Annotated in this window: 10 protein-coding genes; 1 reads left to right on the top strand and 9 read right to left on the bottom strand. The window is 71.9% G+C overall.

Annotated features, from left to right (window positions below):
- Positions 1-42 precede the first annotated feature (42 nt).
- From E1300_RS19440 to E1300_RS19400, 9 genes are all read right to left on the bottom strand, one after another.
- Positions 43-1,191 (bottom strand): glycosyltransferase family 4 protein, encoded by a 1,149-nt coding sequence (locus tag E1300_RS19440; protein WP_131758441.1) that lies wholly within the window; start codon positions 1,189-1,191, stop codon positions 43-45.
- A complete protein-coding gene (locus E1300_RS19435; RefSeq protein WP_131758440.1) occupies positions 1,188-1,943 on the bottom strand; it encodes a hypothetical protein in 756 nt (251 codons plus the stop codon). Before E1300_RS19435 ends, E1300_RS19440 begins: the two co-directional genes overlap by 4 nt.
- Before the next feature lie 82 nt (positions 1,944-2,025).
- Positions 2,026-3,996 (bottom strand): glycosyltransferase, encoded by a 1,971-nt coding sequence (locus tag E1300_RS19430; protein ID WP_131758439.1) that lies wholly within the window; start codon positions 3,994-3,996, stop codon positions 2,026-2,028.
- A 12-nt stretch (positions 3,997-4,008) separates the two neighbouring features.
- Positions 4,009-7,404, bottom strand: a complete 3,396-nt coding sequence (locus E1300_RS19425) for a bifunctional glycosyltransferase family 2 protein/CDP-glycerol:glycerophosphate glycerophosphotransferase (RefSeq protein ID WP_165502908.1) — start codon at positions 7,402-7,404, stop codon at positions 4,009-4,011.
- A 163-nt stretch (positions 7,405-7,567) separates the two neighbouring features.
- Complete coding sequence (locus E1300_RS19420) at positions 7,568-9,745, bottom strand: bifunctional glycosyltransferase/CDP-glycerol:glycerophosphate glycerophosphotransferase (protein WP_278045368.1); 2,178 nt, start codon at positions 9,743-9,745, stop codon at positions 7,568-7,570.
- 96 nt (positions 9,746-9,841) lie between these two features.
- Positions 9,842-10,945, bottom strand: coding sequence for an acyltransferase family protein (locus tag E1300_RS19415; protein ID WP_131758437.1), 1,104 nt, complete (start codon positions 10,943-10,945; stop codon positions 9,842-9,844).
- Between the two features lie 162 nt (positions 10,946-11,107).
- A complete protein-coding gene (locus tag E1300_RS19410; protein ID WP_131758436.1) occupies positions 11,108-12,298 on the bottom strand; it encodes an acyltransferase family protein in 1,191 nt (396 codons plus the stop codon).
- 11 nt (positions 12,299-12,309) lie between these two features.
- Positions 12,310-13,731 (bottom strand): LCP family protein, encoded by a 1,422-nt coding sequence (locus tag E1300_RS19405; protein ID WP_131758435.1) that lies wholly within the window; start codon positions 13,729-13,731, stop codon positions 12,310-12,312.
- A gap of 83 nt (positions 13,732-13,814) precedes the next feature.
- Positions 13,815-14,666, bottom strand: coding sequence for a TIGR03089 family protein (locus E1300_RS19400; protein WP_131758434.1), 852 nt, complete (start codon positions 14,664-14,666; stop codon positions 13,815-13,817).
- Between the two features lie 70 nt (positions 14,667-14,736).
- On the opposite strand from E1300_RS19400, the gene E1300_RS19395 reads away from it, so the two are divergent.
- Positions 14,737-16,794, top strand: a complete 2,058-nt coding sequence (locus tag E1300_RS19395; protein WP_131758433.1) for a hypothetical protein — start codon at positions 14,737-14,739, stop codon at positions 16,792-16,794.
- Positions 16,795-16,952 lie beyond the last annotated feature (158 nt).

The following is a 16,952-nucleotide window of genomic DNA, read 5'->3' as shown; positions in this document are numbered from 1 at the left end:
TGGTTGGGTGGCTGGATGTGGTGGCTGGGGCGTGCTTGCGGGTTAGGGGTGGAGGGTGGTTAGTAGGTTTTCCCAGTGGTCGGCTATTTCAGGGATTCGGTGGTTCTTTGCGGTGGTGCGGGCGTTGGTCGCCATGCGGTGGCGGAGTTCTTCGTCGTCGATGAGGCGGATCAGGGTCTCGGCGAGGGCGGCGGGGTTCTCGGGTGGGACGAGGAGGCCGTCGTGGCCGTCGGTGATGATCTCGCGGGGGCCGTGCGGGCAGTCGAAGGCGACGACGGGGAGGCCGCAGGCGAACGCCTCGATGATCGTCATGCCGAAGCCCTCGCCGCGGGACGGGACGGCGAGGATCGACGCCTTGGCCATCTCGCCCTCGACGTCGTCCGTGGAGTCCATGATGAGGACGTTGTTGTAGAGGCCGAGGCGGGTCACGCGGGCCAGGAGGGCGTCGCGGCGGGGGCCCTGGCCGTAGATCCGCAGGCGCCAGTCGGGGTGCTTGCCCGCGACCTCGGCGAACGCGTCGATCAGGAGGTCGTAGCCCTTGGTCCAGACGAGCCGGCCGGCGGCCATCACGATCCGGTTCTCCTGGCGGGAGTGCGGATAGAGGCGGTCGGGCAGGCCGTTGCCGATCGTGAGGACGGGGCAGGAGCCGTCCGGGAGCAGGCGCATGTACTCGGCGCGGTCGGCGACCGTGAGGGTGGTGACGGCGTCGAGGGTCGGGTACCAGCGTTCGATCTCCGCGAGGATGCCGGATTCGTGGACGCGCAGTTGCAGGTGTTCCTGGGCGATCCGGATGGTCCGGCGGGGGGCGTGCTGGGCGGCGGCCAGGTTGAGGCCCGCACGTGTGGTGATGAGGACGTCGGTCCGGAGGCGGCGGAGGGCGCGCAGAAGCCGTTCGTCGGTGAGGGCGGAGAAGTACTCGTAGCAGCGTTCTTGGGGGTGGACGAGCCTGCTCGGCTCCTTCATCAGGCGCGCGGCGCGGTCGCCGAACGGCCAGCGGGGGCCGGTGCGGAGGTCGACGAGGGAGCGCAGCCGGACGCGGGGGGACAGCGGCAGGGCGGGCGCGTCCGCCTCGCGGAGGACGCTGACGATCTCCACTTCGTGGCGGCGGGCGAGCTCGCCGGCGAGGGTGAACGTGCCGCGGACGGTGCCGTCGATCGTGAAGGCGTCCAGCAGCATGAATGTGATCTTCATGGCTGCTCCTCGGTCCGGTGGCACGCGACCGCCAGTTCATCCCGGGCCGTGTAGTAGGGGCGCACGCTCATGTCGCGGACGGTCTGCCGCGGGAACGACACCTTGCCGCGCTTGCCGGGCGCGTCGTCGAGCAGGGTCGCCAGGCGGGCGCGGAGGTCCGCGACGGCGAGCCAGAGGTCCCAGAGGCCGGGGCGTTCCGTGGCGAAGCCGCGGGCGGACAGGCGGGCGTGGAACTCGGTGCCGTGGACGCGGGCCGTGCCCGTCACGGTCGCGGAGCCCTTCCGGGCGACCGCGAGTAAGCGCGCGCCGCCGGGGCGGGGGCCGGTGTAGGCGAGCATGCCGCCGATCCGGATCTCGCCGTCGCGGGGATGGACCAGCTCCACCTCGGCGTGCGGTTCGACCTCCTGGACGTCGAGGGCGGCGTGGCCGTCCGAGGAGCGGGTAACCCGGACGGAGCGGCGGCGGGGGAGCGCGGCGTAGGCGCGGAGGCCGTCGTGGGAGAAGCCCGGGTCGTCGGTCAGCAGCGGCCGGGTGAGGCTGCCCGCCTCCAGGTGGAGCGCCCAGGTGCCCGGTCCGAGGTCGCCGACGTGGAGCGCGCAGGACGTGCGGTCGGCGGCGAGGTTGACGGCGCGGCCGTGGCCGGACGCGGTGTGCCGCAGGACGAGCCGCTCGCCGTCCGGCAGCGGCGCCGGCCAGCGGACCAGCAGGCCGTCGTCGGCGGAGACCCGGACATGGTTCGCCACCGCGTTCACGAAGCCGACGTCCCCCGATGCTCGATCTTCCGGTCGCCCAACGTATCAAGGGTCCATGAACGGGTGCCCGCGGCGGGAGCGGTCAGCGGCGGGCGCGGCCGAGGCGGCGGCCCGCCGAGCGGGCCAGCGCGGGCACCTTCCCGGGGACGACGTGGACGGCGAGGTTGCCGCCGCCCGTCCGGTAGTAGACGGCCCGGCGGAGCCCGAGGGGCGCGCAGGGCACCGGGTCTGCCTTCGGGGCTTTCGCGAGGGGGATCCGCATGCGGACGGTCTCGCCGGCCGCGGTGAACAGCAGCCACACGTCCCAGCGCCCGGCGGCGAGCCCGCGGAGGTCGGTGACCGCGTCGAACGCGGTGCCGTCGCCCTCGGGCGTCAGTTGGACCTCGCCGTCGCGGCCTTCGCCGCCGCCGCGCGGTTCCAGCCGGACGGCGAGGCGGACGTGCGATGCGGACGCGACGGGCAGCCGCCCGCGGACCCGGAGGCGCGCCCCGCCGTCCCAGCCGATTCCCGTGATGCGCAGGTGCTTCTCCACGGCTGTGGCGCCGGGGACGACCGTCAGCGTCAGGTTGTCGTAGTTGCGGGTGAAGAAGGGTGTGACGGCCGCGGCACCGTTTTCGGACGCGACGAACCGGGTCGGGGGTGCGGCGATCTCGGGGGAACGGTCGGCGCCGAGCCGTCCCTCCTTGGCGAGCCGGTCGCTGACCAGTTCGACGTGCAGGTCCCAGGCGCCCGCGGGCAGCGGTGCCCCGGACGCCGCCGTGAGCGGGTCGAGGTCGGCGGTGAAGGCGCCGTCGGCGCCGGCGTGGGCGGGGACGCGGTGCTCGGAGCCCGACTTCTTGTCGCGCAGGAGCAGCGACACCGACTGGCCGTCGGGGTCGACGCGGTCGAGCCGGGCGGTTCCGGCGACGTGGAGGACGCCGTCCTGCCAGTCGAGGGCGGTGAGGGTCCGCCGGACGCGGAGGCGGTCGGTGATGTCGAAGTAGGCGTCGGGGATGGCCGCGCCGGGCTCCCGGAAGCCGGGGTAGAGAAGGTAGGCGCGGTCCTTGTCGACGGCGGCCGGGACCGGTTCCGGCGCCCGGTCCGCCTCGATGATCTTGCTGAGCAGCTCCTGGTGCCCGCTGCGCGCGCAGTGCGCGAGGAGCCGGTGGCGGGGCTGCATCCGCATGACGACCGCCGGGGTCAGGAAGTCCTCGCAGAGGTTGCGGATCGCGTCGCGTGTCGTCCGGCGGTAGTCGGCGTCCCCGGCGAGGAACGTGCCGTTGAAGCGGTGCAGGACGTCGCGCTGGAAGTGGCGGACGAGCATCCGGTCGCGGACGGGGCCGGGCTTGGTGTGCGCCATCACCTGCTCCAGCAGCGGCCGGGCGGCCTTGGCGAAGTACTCCGCCGGGGCCGCGCCGCCCGTCTGCATGATGCTGGTGCCGTCCTCCCGCTCCACCAGGTAGTAGCAGTCGTAGTCGGCGATGATCGACACGCCGGTGGAGTGGAGGAGGGCGTGGGCGGTGAACACCTTGTCCTCACCCGACAGGATCCCCTCGGGGAAGCGGATGCCGTTGTCCTGGACGAGGTCGCGGCGGAACAGCTTGTGCGCCGTCAGCGAGCGGCCGTAGACGTCGAAGTCCGGGTCGTCCACGGTGACGCGCGGCACGGTCTCGTCGAAGCGCGCGACGCCCCGTCCGACACCGACGTAGTTGCCGATGACGATGTCGGTGCCCTGCTCGTCGGCCATGGCGCACATGCGCTCCAGGGCCTCCGGGCCGAGCCGGTCGTCGGCGTCCAGGAAGAACAGGTACTCGCCGCGGGCGTGCCCGATCGCGGTGTTGCGCGGCCCGCCGGGGCCGCCGGAGTTCTCCTGCCGGACGACGGTGAGCCCGGGATGGGCGCCCGCCAGCCGCTCCAGCTCGTCACCGCTCCCGTCGGTGGACCCGTCGTCCACCGCGACCACCTCGACGAGAGCGGGGTCGAGCGTCTGCTCGAAGACCGAGCGCAGCGTCTCCTCGACCGACGCCCGGCAGTTGTAGACGGGGATGATGACGGTGACCTTGGGGGGAGTCATGGCTGTCCAGCGTTAGTGGGATGGCCGGAAGACGCGGTCGACGGTCCGCGCGGCGGCGTTCCCGTCGTCCAGGGGGCAGAAGCGGTTGACGAAGTCGTCGTACCGGGACCGGTGCCCGGCGGTGGCGGCCTCGACGTCCCGGATCGCCGCGATCAGGTCGTCGGAGGTCTCCACCAGCGGGCCCGGCGCCTCGGCCTCGAAGTCGAAGTAGAAGCCGCGGAGCCGGTCCCGGTAGTCGGCGAGGTCGTAGGTGAAGAACAGCATAGGGCGGCCGGTGTTGGCGTAGTCGAACATCACCGACGAGTAGTCGCTGATCATCATGTCGGAGATCAGGTACAGCTCGGTGATGTCGGGATACAGCGACACGTCCCGGACGAAGCCGTCGGGGTCCTCGGTCACGCCGTCCACGACGTTGGTGTGCAGCCGGACCAGCAGGACGTGGTCGTCGCCGAGCGCCGCCCGCGCGCGCTCCAGGTCGATCCGCATGTCGAACCGGTAGCGGCCCTTGCTGTAGTACTGGTCGTCGCGCCAGGTCGGCGCGTACAGCACGACCTTCTTGCCCTCGGGGATCCCGAGCCGCGACCGGACGTCCTTCGCGACCAGGTCGGCGTCGGGGCTGTGCAGCAGGTCGTTGCGCGGGTACCCGGCCTCGATGATCTCGCCCTTGAACGCGAACGCCCGCTTGAAGATCTCCGTGCTGAACGGGTTCGGCGACAGCAGGTGGCTCCACTCGGGGATCGCGGGGCCGGTGGACTTCGCCTGGAGCGCCTTCTTCATGCCGGGCGCGTAGGCGAAGTGCACCTCCTTGATGTCCTTGCCGATCTTCTTCAGCGGGGTGCCGTGCCAGGTCTGGAGGACGATCTGGTCGGGGTGGCGCTGGAACCAGTCGCCGAGCCGGTGGTTCGTGACGATGTAGCGGGACGTCGCGACCGCCTCCTGCCACTCCCGGCCGTTCAGCCGGACGGCCTCCAGCGTGCCCGGCAGCTCCACCTGCGCGTCGTTGACGACCCAGAGCTGCGCGAGGCCCGAGCCGCGGCGGACGAGCTCCTGGTGGATCGCCTTCGGGCTGTCGGAGTACTGCCGGCCGTTGAAGCACGAGAACAGCACGGCGTCGCGCAGCCCGTCCCGGTCGACGCGGCGGCGGGCCTCCTCGCGGATCTTCGGGCCCTCGGAGCGCTCCTCCTGGGAGACGTCCCCGGTCACCGCGACGACGAGCCGCCCGTCGGTCGTCTCCAGGTCGTAGCCGCGGCGGGCGACCTCCAGCGGCTCGGGCAGGCTCTTCTGCGCCGCGGCGGTGAGCCGGACGGTCAGCGCGCGGCCGCCGTGCGGTTGGAACAGCACGTCCCAGCGGCCGGGGCGCAGCGGCAGCACGCCCGCGACGCTCGGCACCGCCGCGACGGGCACCTCGGCGCGCAGCGTCCCCGACGCGTCGGGGACGAGGTCGAACGCGAAGTCCTTGCGGCGGGCGCGGCCGCGCAGGACGATCCGCCCGCCCTGGCCGGCGGCGTGCGTCGCGGTGAGCGCGAGGGTGCCGTCCGGGCGCCACGCGCAGTCCGCGACGACCAGCCGGGTCGTGGTGAGCCGGACGCGCAGGTAGCCGCTCGGGCCGTGGCCCGCGCCGACCTCCAGCGCCCCGAACGGCCGGTCGACCTCCGCGACGCCCTCGGCGAGGACGAGCGGGCGGCCGCCGGCGGAGACCGTCCAGTCGCGGGTGTCGTCGATGGCGTCGGGGTCGATCGGGACGTCCGCCAGCCCGGCCGGGTCGATGCGGGCGGTGTGTCCGCCGTCCCCGGTGGTGACGGGGACCTTGATCACGGTGTCGCCGAGCCGCAGCTCCAGCTCGGCGGGCACCTCGCCCGCCAGCGCGACGACCAGCGCGTCCCCGTCGAAGCGCAGCGCGGTCGCCTTGACCCGGACCTTCTCGACGTCGATCCGCAGCCTGCCGTCCGCGATGCGCGGGACGATCCGCATGTCGTCGGAGACGTAGTGGTACGGGGGGTGCGCGCCGGTGCCGGAGCCGCCGCCGCGCAGCGGGCCCTGCCGGAAAACGCCCGCGTTCAGCACGGACGCCTGGACGTTCCAGGAGCCCTCGACGAACCTGCCGGAGTCGCGCAGCTTGGCCGCGTCCAGCGTGAACTCGAACCCGGACCAGCCGCCCGAGGACTTGCCGGGCTTGTGCGTCTGCCGGGCCCGCACCAGGATCTTGCGGCGGCCGGAGCGCAGCGTCACGGTCTTCAGCGCCGTCCAGCGGCGGCGGGAGCTGACCGAGTTGATGTACGCCTCGCCGGTCACGGTGAGCCGGTCGCCGTCCCAGGCGACCGCGTGGACGCGGCCGCGCAGCTTCACCTCGTCGCGGGCGCGGTAGACCTCCCGCGGGATGTCGAGCGCGCCGTCCTTCCAGTACGGGTACACCACGTACCGGCGCAGCGGGTCGCGGACGATCGACGGCGACGACTTGCCCCGCTCGTACCGGACGACCTTCACGAGCTCGGTCGTGCGGCCCGCCGTCGCGAGGTGCCACTTCAGCCGGACCAGCGCCGGGGCCTCGGCGAACACCTTCGCCGGGACGCCCGCCGCGTACGCCGCGGCCTGCGCGACGACCTGCTCCCGCTCCTCGCCGGGCAGGTCGGGCAGCACGTCGAGGAACACCCGCAGTTCGGTGGTGACGGCGGCGAGCTGGAGCCGCCGCGCGTCCCGGGCGTCGCCGTGCTCGGTGAGCCAGGAGGTCGCGAGCGTGACCGCGCCGAACCCGTCGGCGATCTCCTGCGCCTCCGTCGTGCTCCCGTACCGCTGCCGGCGCCGGTTCAGCACCACGCCGTCCAGGACGTCCACCGCCTTGGCCTTGTGCAGGGCCTGGACGGTGACGGCGAGGTCCTCGTACCGGGAGATGTCGGGGAACTCCAGCCCGGCCGCCTCCCAGAAGGAGCGGCGGAACAGCTTCCCGGTGATCTGCCGGCCCTTGAGCAGGTCGGGCTGCCGCCGCAGGTCCGTGCCGGTCGCCGGGGGCACGGCCGCCTTCCACGGCTGCCACGACCACACCTGCCCGGTCCGCTTGCGGCCGGCCTCCCCGCCCGTCGCGAAGTCCGACCCGGACGCGTCCAGGGACGCCAGCAGCCGCTCAAGCGCGTCCTCGGGCAGCTCGTCGGCGCCGTCCACGAACAGCAGGTACGCGCCGGACGACGCCGCGACACCGCGGCCACGGGCGGCACCGCGGCTCAGGGCGCCCTCGCGGATCAACCGGAAGCGGTCGTCCGGGAGCTCGGTCCCGGCCGCCGCGCCGGTGCCGTCGTCCATGACGAGCACTTCCAGATCGCCGTGCGACTGGACGGAAAGCGACCTCAGGGTGTCGGGCAGGGACTCCCCGGCTCCGTGCGAGAGGACGATGACGCTGATCCGGCTGGAGGACAAGCGACCCACTCCTTTGAACCACTACAGGGACCCGGCGGCGCGGCCGGGGCGGGAGACGACAGGTTGGGCCGGCGACGGCGCGCCGGGAGCAGGGGAGCGGGGGGACGGGCGGTCACCCGGGCGGACGGTCACCGAGGCGGTTACCGGGGCGGCCGCCAAGCGGTCACGCGGGCGGGTTCGGGACCTGCTCGCCGAGGAACAGCCGGCGGACGGCGCGTTCGGCGGCGTGCCCGTCGTCCCAGGGGCAGAACCGCGCCCGGAAGGCCTCGCGGGCCTTCTGCGCGGTGTCGCTCCAGGCCGCGCGGGACACGAACGCGTCCACGAGCTCGGTCTCCGTCGTCGCGACGACCCCCGGCGGGGTGGCGGTCAGGTCGAAGTTGACCCCCCGGGTCAGCTTGTAGGTCTCCCAGTCGTTGGCGTAGATCACGATGGGCCGGTCGAGGTTGGCGTAGTCGAACATGATCGACGAGTAGTCCGTGAGCAGCGCGTCCGAGGCGATGCTCAGCTCCTCCACCGACCGGTGCCCGGACACGTCGATCACCCGGCCCTCGGGCCAGCCGAGGTCCGCCGCCATGTTCTTGATCTTGTAGTAGTAGTGCGCGCGCAGCAGCAGGACGTGGTCCTGGCCGAGCTGCTCCACCACCTTGCCGATGTCGAACATCGGGCTGTAGCGGCGCTGGTAGTCGCGGTGCGTCGGGGCGTAGAGGATCGCCGTGGCGCCCTCCGGGATCCCGATCTCGGCGCGCAGCCGGGCCCGCTCCTCGTCCGTCGCGGTCACGAGGCGGTCGTTGCGCGGGTACCCGATCTCCAGCATCTCGTACTTGCACGGGAACCCGCGCTCCCACGCCTCGGTGGACAGCGGGTTGGACGAGACGAGGTAGTCCCACCGGTCCGACCGGGTGATGAGGGCCTTGAAGTCCATGTCGTTGGCGCCGACCGGGTACTCCATCTGGTCGAGGCCCATCTTCTTCAGCGGCGTCCCGTGCTGGGTCATCAGGTGGACCTGGCCGGGCCGCTTGACGAGGTGGTCGGGGAAGTTGACGTTGTTCACGAAGTACTTCGCCCGCGCGAGCGTGCGGTAGTACTCGGCGCCTCCGGCCACGACGTAGTCCACGCCCTCCGGCATGGACTTGCGCGCCCCCGGCTTCACGATCCAGACGCAGCGGATGTGCGGCGCGAGCTCCCTGGTCTTCTCGTAGATGGCGGCCGGGTTGCAGGCGTAGCCCCGGTACCAGTAGGCGGCGAACACGGCGAGGTTCTCGTCGATCGGCAGCCGCCGCTGCATCTGGTAGTAGCGGTCCTTGGCCACCGACTTGGAGTACAGCAGGCCGCGCTTGCGCAGGTTGTTGGCCTTGCGGGCGGGCTTCTTGGCCTTGGCCTTCACCGAGCCGGGCCCGAGCCGCTGGAAGCCCCGGTAGTCGTTTTTCTGGATCAGCCGGTGCTTCTCGGCCAGCAGCGGCTTGTCGTCGGGCGGGACGTGCCCCTCCGGCCGGTACCGGTTGTAGGTCTTGGACATCTCCGCGAAGAACCGCTCGTTCTCCGACGGGTGCACCCGGTCCCCGCGCTCGATGATCACCAGCAGGTGCCAGATCGTCCGGTTGAACATCAGTTCCCGGAACTGGTCGGCCTTCGGCCCCATCTGGTCCATGAACGCGAAGATGCGGTCGTACTGGGCGAAGGCGTCGAAGTGCTTGGCCCCGGTCGTCCTCGTGATCGCGCCGCGGCGCCGCTGCCGGTAGATGTAGCAGACCCGGTCGAGCAGGCTCAGCCGCTCGGCGGCCATGAGGATCGGGTAGGTGACGTTGACGTCCTCGTAGTAGCCGCCGCTGAAGCGCAGCCCGAGGTCGAGGAGGAACTCGCGGCGGATCGCCCGGTTCCACGCCGTCATCATCATCTCTAGGACGCTCGGACGCTCCTCCAGCGTGAAGACGTCCGGCGCGGGCGGCTCGCGGAAGAGGTAGTTGATGATGCTGCGCTTGACCTTGCCGTTCCAGTAGGCCCGCGCGTAGTCGAACATCAGCACGTCGGGACGGGTCTCGGCGAGCCGCTCGCAGATGGCCTTGACGGCGCCCTCGGTCGCGTAGTCGTCGCTGTCGAAGAACCAGACGTAGTCGCCGGTCGCCATGTCGAGGCCGACGTTGCGCGCGTGGCCGAGGCCGACGTTCTCGGTGAGGTGGCGCACCTTGACCCGCGAGTCGCGCTCGGCGAACTCGTCGAGGATCTCTCCGCATCCGTCCGGCGAGGCGTCGTCCACCGCGATGACCTCCAGGTTCGGGAGGTCGGGATCGAGGAGGGAGTCGAGGCACTGCCTGATGTAGCCCTGCACTTTGTGCACGGGCACGATGATGCTCAGCGAGACGTCGTTACCACTGCTCACACGAAGGCCAATCAACTACTCGGTGAAAACTGGATGATACCCGCACATCGTAGGTTGAGCTCAGGTTCTGCCGTGCGCCGGCTTGAGCAGCCACCGCGCCTTCGGCTCGACCGCCCAGTGCGTGGCGCGCTGCACGGGCGCGGTCGCCAGCAGCACGCCCAGCGCGACCGCGGCGAGGGTCACCGCGACGATCCCGGCCGGGTTGTGCAGGGCCGGCTCGCCCAGCACGCCGGTGTAGTCGAGCGTCTTCACGATCAGGCCGTGCAGCAGGTACACGTACATCGTCCGCGTTCCCATCCGGGTGTACCACGCCTGCCCGCGCGGGACCGCGGCGAGGAAGGCCGCGCCGAGGACGAGCGCGAACCCGACGGCGAGGACCCGCCCGGCCATGCCCGTCAGCGCGGAGTAGCCCATCTCCTCGTAGCCCATCGTCCACCAGACGAAACCTTTGTTGATCTTCGGGACGACCGTGCCGCGCTCCCAGACGTAGGCGACCGGCAGCGCGGCGAGCAGCAGGGCGATCCCCGCCCAGCGCGCCCAGGAGCGGCGCAGCACCTGGACGTGCCGCGGCTCGATCGTCAGCCCGAGGACGAAGAACGGCAGCAGCCCCGCCGTCCGGCTGAGGGTCGAGTCGGCGGTGAAGGCCCACGTCCCGCCGACGAGAGCGAGGGCCAGCGACACCGCGAACGGGTGCCGGAGGTGCCCCCACAGCGGGACGCTCAGCCGCCAGAAGACCATCGCGACCAGGAACCACATCAGGAAATGCGGCCGGAAAAGCTCCTCAAGCCGGAAATCGACGTCATTGATGAGCACGAGCTGCATCCGGTACAGCACGATGAAAATGACGTACGGCACGATCAGCGTGGGGAAGATGCTCCGGAACTTGTCGGTCGAGCGGAGGAAGCCGCGCGAGAAGTACCCGGAGACGAACACGAAGACCGGCATGTGGAAGCCGTACAGCACCATGTACGCCGCGTGCACGGCGTGGCTGTCGCCGAACTCGGCCCAGACGTGCCCCACGACGACGAGCACCGCCGTGAAGAACTTGACGTTGTCGAAGTAGGCGTCCCGCTGCCGCGGGGCCGGCGGGGCCGTTCCCGCTGCCGCCTCGCCGGTCTGCGGACCGGGCGAGGGGGGACGCGACTGGGGGAGGGTTTCCGTCATGTCTCCGAGGGATTCACTTGGTACGTGACGATCGTTCACGTGGAGGCAACGCGACTCTAGTCGCCGGACGCGAGCGCCGTGGCCAGATGGACGAGACTTCCGCGATCCGGATGATCACGGACGGGTGTGCGGCGGGCGCGCGGCGGGCGCCCTGCGGGGCCCCTAGCGGCGGGCCGCCGGACGGCGCAGCGGCGTGAAGACCCACGTCATCTTCGGCTCAAGCGCCCAGCTCATCGTCTTGACGACCGGCTTCGAGCACAGGAAGGTGCCGGCCACCAGAGCGCCGCTGACGACGGCGCACACGCCCCAGGGGGTGTGCATCCAGTCCGCGCCCCACCAGCCGGTGAAGTTCAGCAGCCGGGTGACGAAGCCGTGCAGCAGGTAGGCGTACAGGGTGTACGCGCCGAGCCCGGTGAACCAGTACCGGCCGCGCGGGATGACGCTCAGGAACGCGGCGACGAGGATCGTCGAGCAGACGAACATGCCGAGCCGCATCACGGTGCCGTTGAAGTTGCCGACGTGCAGCTGGTAGTGCGCGTGCTTCCAGAAGATCCAGCTCCGCGACATGTGGTTCATGACGAGGAAGGAGCAGCCGAGCCCGGCGGCGAGCACGCACCAGCCGATCGGCCGCGCGATCGGGCGCTTGAGCAGCGCGAAGTGCTCGGGCTTCAGGTTCAGCCCGAGGACGTAGAACGGCAGCAGCCCGATCACCCGGTGGATGTCGAAGGTGCTGCCGAGGTTGCTCATGTACGACAGCAGCGACAGCAGCAGCGCCACGGCCAGCGGCCACCGGATCTGCTGCCAGACCGGGGTGGACAGCCGCCAGAAGAACAGCGCGCAGAGGAACCAGGTGAGGTAGTACGGGTTGAAGAGGCTGATCTCCAGCTCGTGGCGCCCGGCCAGCCAGTCGTAGACGGAGTAGGCGAACTCGAACACGACGTACGGGACGCCGACGTTGGTGATGAGCTTGCGGGCCTTGCCGCCGGAGAACGTCCAGTTCCGCGAGAGGTAGCCGGTGATCACGATGAACAGCGGCATGTGGAACATGTAGATGAAGATGTACAGGCCCTTGGCCAGCGGGACGTTCTGCAGGTTGGCGAGCGAGTGCCCGGCGACGACCAGCAGGATCGCGAAGTACTTGGCGTTGTCGAAGAACGGGTCGCGCTGTTTGCGCGGCGCGGGCGCCTCAGCCGGCGCCTCCGCCGGCGCCTCGGCGGAGGTCCCCGCGGACGCCTCGGCGGAGGTCCCGGCGGGCGCCTCGGCGGAGGTCTCGGCAGGGGTTCCGGCGGGCGTCCCGGCAGGAGGGTCGGCGGGGGCCTGGCCCTCGGCGGGCGCGCTGGTGGTGTACGTCATGGCCGCGCGGCTCAGACCCCCTTGCAGATGTCGTCGTTGGCCTTGATCTCGCCGGCCTGCTTGGGGATTCCCCCCTTGGCGCTCTTCAGGGTCGTCCAGTCGTTGCCGACGACGAGGTCGACGACGCCGGGCGAGCCGCCGCTGGTGCGGGCGGCGGGCTGCGGCTTGGTCGGGATCAGCGCGCTCAGCGACTGGGCCTGCTGGACGGCGCCGGAGCCGTACATGACCCGGCTGACCCGGGTGGCGGAGGCGTTGCCGCCGACCGAGACCTGGAAGCCCTGGGACTCCAGGTCCTCGGCGACGCGCTGCGCCTTGCCGGAGATGCCGCTGCCGTTGTAGACCCGCACGCGGATCTGGCTCGGCGGGATCTTGGGGCCGCCCGCCTTGGGCTCGGACGGGACCGTCTTGTCGTTGCGGATCGAGGCGAAGAACGGCTGCGCGGCGGAGGTGAGCGCCACGCGGTTCGGGTCGATCGGGTCGGGGCCGGACGGCACGGTGACGAAGCGGAGCTTGCCCGAGGTCATGCCCTGCATGCCCTGGGCGATCTTCATCATGACCTGCGGCGTCAGTTCCTTGTCGGTGGTCAGCGACTTGGTCGTGGCGTTCATCAGCTGGAGCAGCTTCGCCGGGTTGCTGAGCACGCCCGCGCTCATCGCCTTGTTGGCGAGGGCGCCCATGAACTTCTGCTGCCGCTTGATGCGGTCGGTGTCGGAGCCGTCGCCGAGGCCGTGCCGGTTGCGCACGTAGGCGAGCGCGGTCTCGCCCTTGATCACGTGCTTGCCGCGGCTGAGCTTGAGCTTGGACTGCTTGTCGTCCACGTCCTTCGGCAGGCACACCGGGACGCCGCCGACGGCGTTGGTGATGGCCTTGAAGCCGTTGAAGTCGACCTGCATGAAGTGGTCGATGCGGATGCTGGAGATGCTCTCGATCGTCTTCATCACGCAGGCGGCGCCGCCGTTGGTGAACGCCGAGTTGATCTGCGCCCGGGAGGAGGCCGGGGTGCTGCCGCCGGTCTTGGTCTTGCAGGACGGCATCGCGACCATCAGGTCGCGGGGGAAGCTGATGCCCATCGCCTGCCCGCCGCCGGGGGACAGGTGCAGCAGGATCATCGTGTCCGAGCGCGGCGGCTCGTTCTTCATGCTGCGGCCGTACTTGGCGTTGGAGCCCGCGCGGGTGTCGGACCCGAGGAGGAGGATGTTCATCGCGCTGTTCAGCTTCTTGGGCCGGTTGGGGCCGAGCTGGGCGTTGACGTCCTCGTGGGCGATGTTCCCGAACGCCTTGCGGTAGAGGCCGTAGGCGGTGAGCGATCCCACCACCATGACAGCGGACAGGCCGATGCACACCCAGCCGAGGATGCGCCATCCACGTCGAGGCGGCGCCGGGTGCGGGTCGGCGTCGTCGACGTACTCCATGTACATCGGGTTGCTGTTCATCGGCTCCGAGGTCCGGGGGTGCGGCCCGCTTTCAGGGGGTCGGGTGACGGTCGCGGGTCAGGGCGAGGCAAGGGAAGCGTAGGTCAGACGAGACGGTGGAGGGACCCGGATTCGTCGATCCAGCCGGGCAGGCCCGCCACCGCTGTCACATGTTCCACGGTGACTCGTCGGTCTAGGGCGGCTTTGTCGAAGTTTCGTTGAATTATGACGGAAGCTCCTGAGGCTAGTGGTGCAAGGAGGCTCGCCAGAAGGCCGTCGAGTGTGGCGAAGGACATGTCAACCAGCACGCGGTCGCGCGCGTCCAGACCCCATTTCGCGGCGGTGGCGCGCGCCTCCTCCACCAGGGACGCTCCGGTCAATGTGGTCTTTGTCACAGTGAGCGCGGGGGCGTCCGGAGCCGCCTCCGGGCCCGCGACGAAGCGGTCCCCGTGACCGCGGACCTCCACCGCGTAGTCGATCACGCCGGGCGGGCAGTGCGCCAGGGGGCCGCCCAGCGCGTGCAGCGACAGCCCGACGATCTCCTCCGCGCCCGCGTCCGCCGCCACCAGGTCCAGCACCTCCTCGGCCGCCGCCAGGATGTACGGCGCGGACGGGCCGGACGGTTCGCCCGCCTCCAGGCCGCCGCGGGCGCGGACCGCGTCCGGGTCGACCGGCTCGGCGACCAGCCCGGCCGACCAGCAGGCCATCAGCCACACCGCGCTCTGCCAGTGCGGCGGCGCCGCCAGCACCACCCGGGTGCCCGGCTCGGCGCCCAGGCCGTCCACCAGGAAGTTCGCCGTCTTGGCCACCCAGTTGTCGAACGTCCGCGCCGACAGCTCCACCCGCTCGCCGGCCGCGTCGTCGTAGTAGGTGACGAGGGGGCGGGACGGGTCGTCCGCCAGCCGCCGCCGGAGCAGCCCGGCCGGACCGGTCTCGTCGTGGGCGCGTGTGGTCATGGAGCGAGCGTAGATCCCCGGCGGCCTGCCGTGAGTCACCGGCAGGCCGGGACCGCTACGCTCCGCTCCGATGTCCGCTCCGTTGAACGCCCACGCCCCGAGCACGACCGCCGGCCGGCTGCTCGCCCGGATCACCGTGGCCCCGGCGCTGCTCCTCGTGGCGTGGCTGGCGGTCGCGCTCCCGCTGCTGCTCGCCGGGGTGTTCCGGCCGGGCCCCGCGATCGTGCTCTTCCTCCCGGTCGCCGGGCTCGCGCTGTGGCGGGGCCTCCGCGGCGCCGGGGGCCCGGGCGCGGTGCCCTGGTGGACGACCGGCGCGGTCCTCGCCGTGGCCGCCGCGTTCCTCGCGCTCCAGGCGGTCATGGTCTCGGAGCAGATCATCGTGCGCCGCGACCCGGCCTCGTACGTGCAGTTCGCGACGTGGCTGACCGACCACGGCTCGCTGCCGATCCCGGAGTCGCGGTGGGCGTTCGGCGGGGACGACAAGGCCCTCGCGTACGCGAGCCCCGCCTTCTACGAGGACGGCGGGTCGATCGTCCCGCAGTTCATGGCGGGGCTCCCGCTGGTCCTCGCCCTCGGCGGCTGGCTCGGCGGGACGCACGGGATGCTGCTCATGGCGCCCCTCCTCGGCGCCTGCGCCGTCCTCGCGTTCGCCGGGCTGGTGGCCCGGCTGGTCGGGCCGCGGTGGGCGCCCGCGGGCGCGCTGCTGCTGGCGTTGACGCTGCCCATGCTGTGGGTGTCGCGCTCGACCTTCAGCGAGCTGCCCGCGCTCGTCCTGCTGCTCGGCGGGCTGAGCCTGCTGCACGACGTCCGCGCGAAGGCCGCGGAAGGATCAGGGCCGGTGCGGGGGAAGGCGTTCCTGGCCGGGGCGGCGCTCGGGCTGATCGTGCTCTGCCGCATCGACGGGCTCCGCGACGTCCTGCCCGTGGTGGCGTTCGCGGGGCTGCTGATCGCGCGCCGCCGCCGGGCGGGGTGGCCGCTGGCCGCCGGGCTCGCGCTCGGGGCGGGCGCCGGGCTGGTCGAGGGCTTCATGCTGTCCCGCCCCTACCTGGACTACCTGCGCGATTCGCTCCGCCCGCTGCTGCTGCTCAGTGTCGCGATCGTGGCGGCGACCGCGGTCCTGGTCGTGCTGCTGCGGTTCGGGCCGACGGGCTCCCGGCTGCGCGGCGCCGCGGCGGCCGTCGCGCGGGGACGCCTGCCCGGGGCCGCCGCCGTCCTCACCGTCCTCGTGATGGCGGCGTTCGCGCTGCGCCCGCTGTTCCAGACCGTCCGCCGCGTCCCGGACAATCCCGACGACGCGCTGAACGCGCACTTCATCGAGCAGGTCCAGCGGATCGACCACATGCCGCTGGACGGCACCCGGCAGTACTCGGAGCTGTCGCTGCACTGGGTCGGCTGGTACATCGGGGTGCCCGCGCTGCTGCTCGCGACGTTCGGCGCGGCGCTGCTCGTCCGGCGGCTGCTGCGCGGCCGGTCGCCGGAGTGGCTCCTGCCCTACGCGGTGATCGTCTGGACGACCGTCCAGGTGCTGCTGCGGCCCGGCATCACGCCCGACCACCCCTGGGCGTCCCGCCGCCTGATCGGGCTCATCATCCCGGGACTGCTGCTGTTCACGATGTTCGCGGCGGCCTGGGCGACGCGGCGGATCCGGCGGCTCGGATACGGGCCGCGGGTCGTCCGGACGGTCGCGGTCGCCGGCGTCGCGGTCCTGGGCGTGCCGATCGTCCTGTCGTCGGGCCCGTACATGGTGGCGCGGACGGACCAGCACGAGGTGGCCGCCGTGCGGGGCCTGTGCGACGAGCTCGGGCCGGGTCGCTCGGTCGTGGTGATCGAGCGCGCCACCGCGGACCGGTTCCTCCAGGTCGTCCGCGGCATGTGCGGGCTGCCCGCGGCGCGGACGACGGCGACCGCGCGGCCCGCGGACGTGCGGCGGCTGGCCGGCGAGATCTACGCGGCGGGCCGCCGTCCGGTGATCATGGGTGCGGAGCGCGCCCAGGTCGCGCCGTACGGACCGGCGTCGCAGGTCGTGCGGCTGCGGACCCGGCAGGACGGGCGCACGCTGGACGAGCCGCCCGGCGGCACCTGGGGGCTCAGCGTCGACGTGTGGATCGCCGAGCCGCCCCGCCCCTGAACCGCCGGGGGTGAGGGTGTTCCTGCGGTGAAGCCCGGATGGCCTGGTCGTGAAGCCGTGGTGACCAGCCCGTACGGGCGCCCGCGTCGCGGCCGTAAGGCCGCCCGGGCGCGCGGGTGCGAGTATTCTCGCCCTGCGTGAGTACCCAGCCTGCCACG

The organism is Actinomadura fibrosa (assembly GCF_900659615.1).
GTDB lineage: Bacteria > Actinomycetota > Actinomycetes > Streptosporangiales > Streptosporangiaceae > Spirillospora > Spirillospora fibrosa.
The sequence above is the reverse complement of the archived record's forward strand: the minus strand, read 5'-3'. Positions and strand labels throughout refer to the sequence as shown.

Bases quoted from the DNA above. Each gene is read 5' to 3' on its own strand.
- E1300_RS19440 (WP_131758441.1), bottom strand. From the start codon at position 1,191: ATGAAGATCACATTCATGCTGCTGGACGCCTTCACGATCGACGGCACC.
- E1300_RS19430 (WP_131758439.1), bottom strand. From the start codon at position 3,996: ATGACTCCCCCCAAGGTCACCGTCATCATCCCCGTCTACAACTGCCGG.
- E1300_RS19415 (WP_131758437.1), bottom strand. From the start codon at position 10,945: ATGACGGAAACCCTCCCCCAGTCGCGTCCCCCCTCGCCCGGTCCGCAG.
- E1300_RS19410 (WP_131758436.1), bottom strand. From the start codon at position 12,298: ATGACGTACACCACCAGCGCGCCCGCCGAGGGCCAGGCCCCCGCCGAC.
- E1300_RS19405 (WP_131758435.1), bottom strand. From the start codon at position 13,731: ATGAACAGCAACCCGATGTACATGGAGTACGTCGACGACGCCGACCCG.
- E1300_RS19400 (WP_131758434.1), bottom strand. From the start codon at position 14,666: ATGACCACACGCGCCCACGACGAGACCGGTCCGGCCGGGCTGCTCCGG.
- E1300_RS19395 (WP_131758433.1), top strand. From the start codon at position 14,737: ATGTCCGCTCCGTTGAACGCCCACGCCCCGAGCACGACCGCCGGCCGG.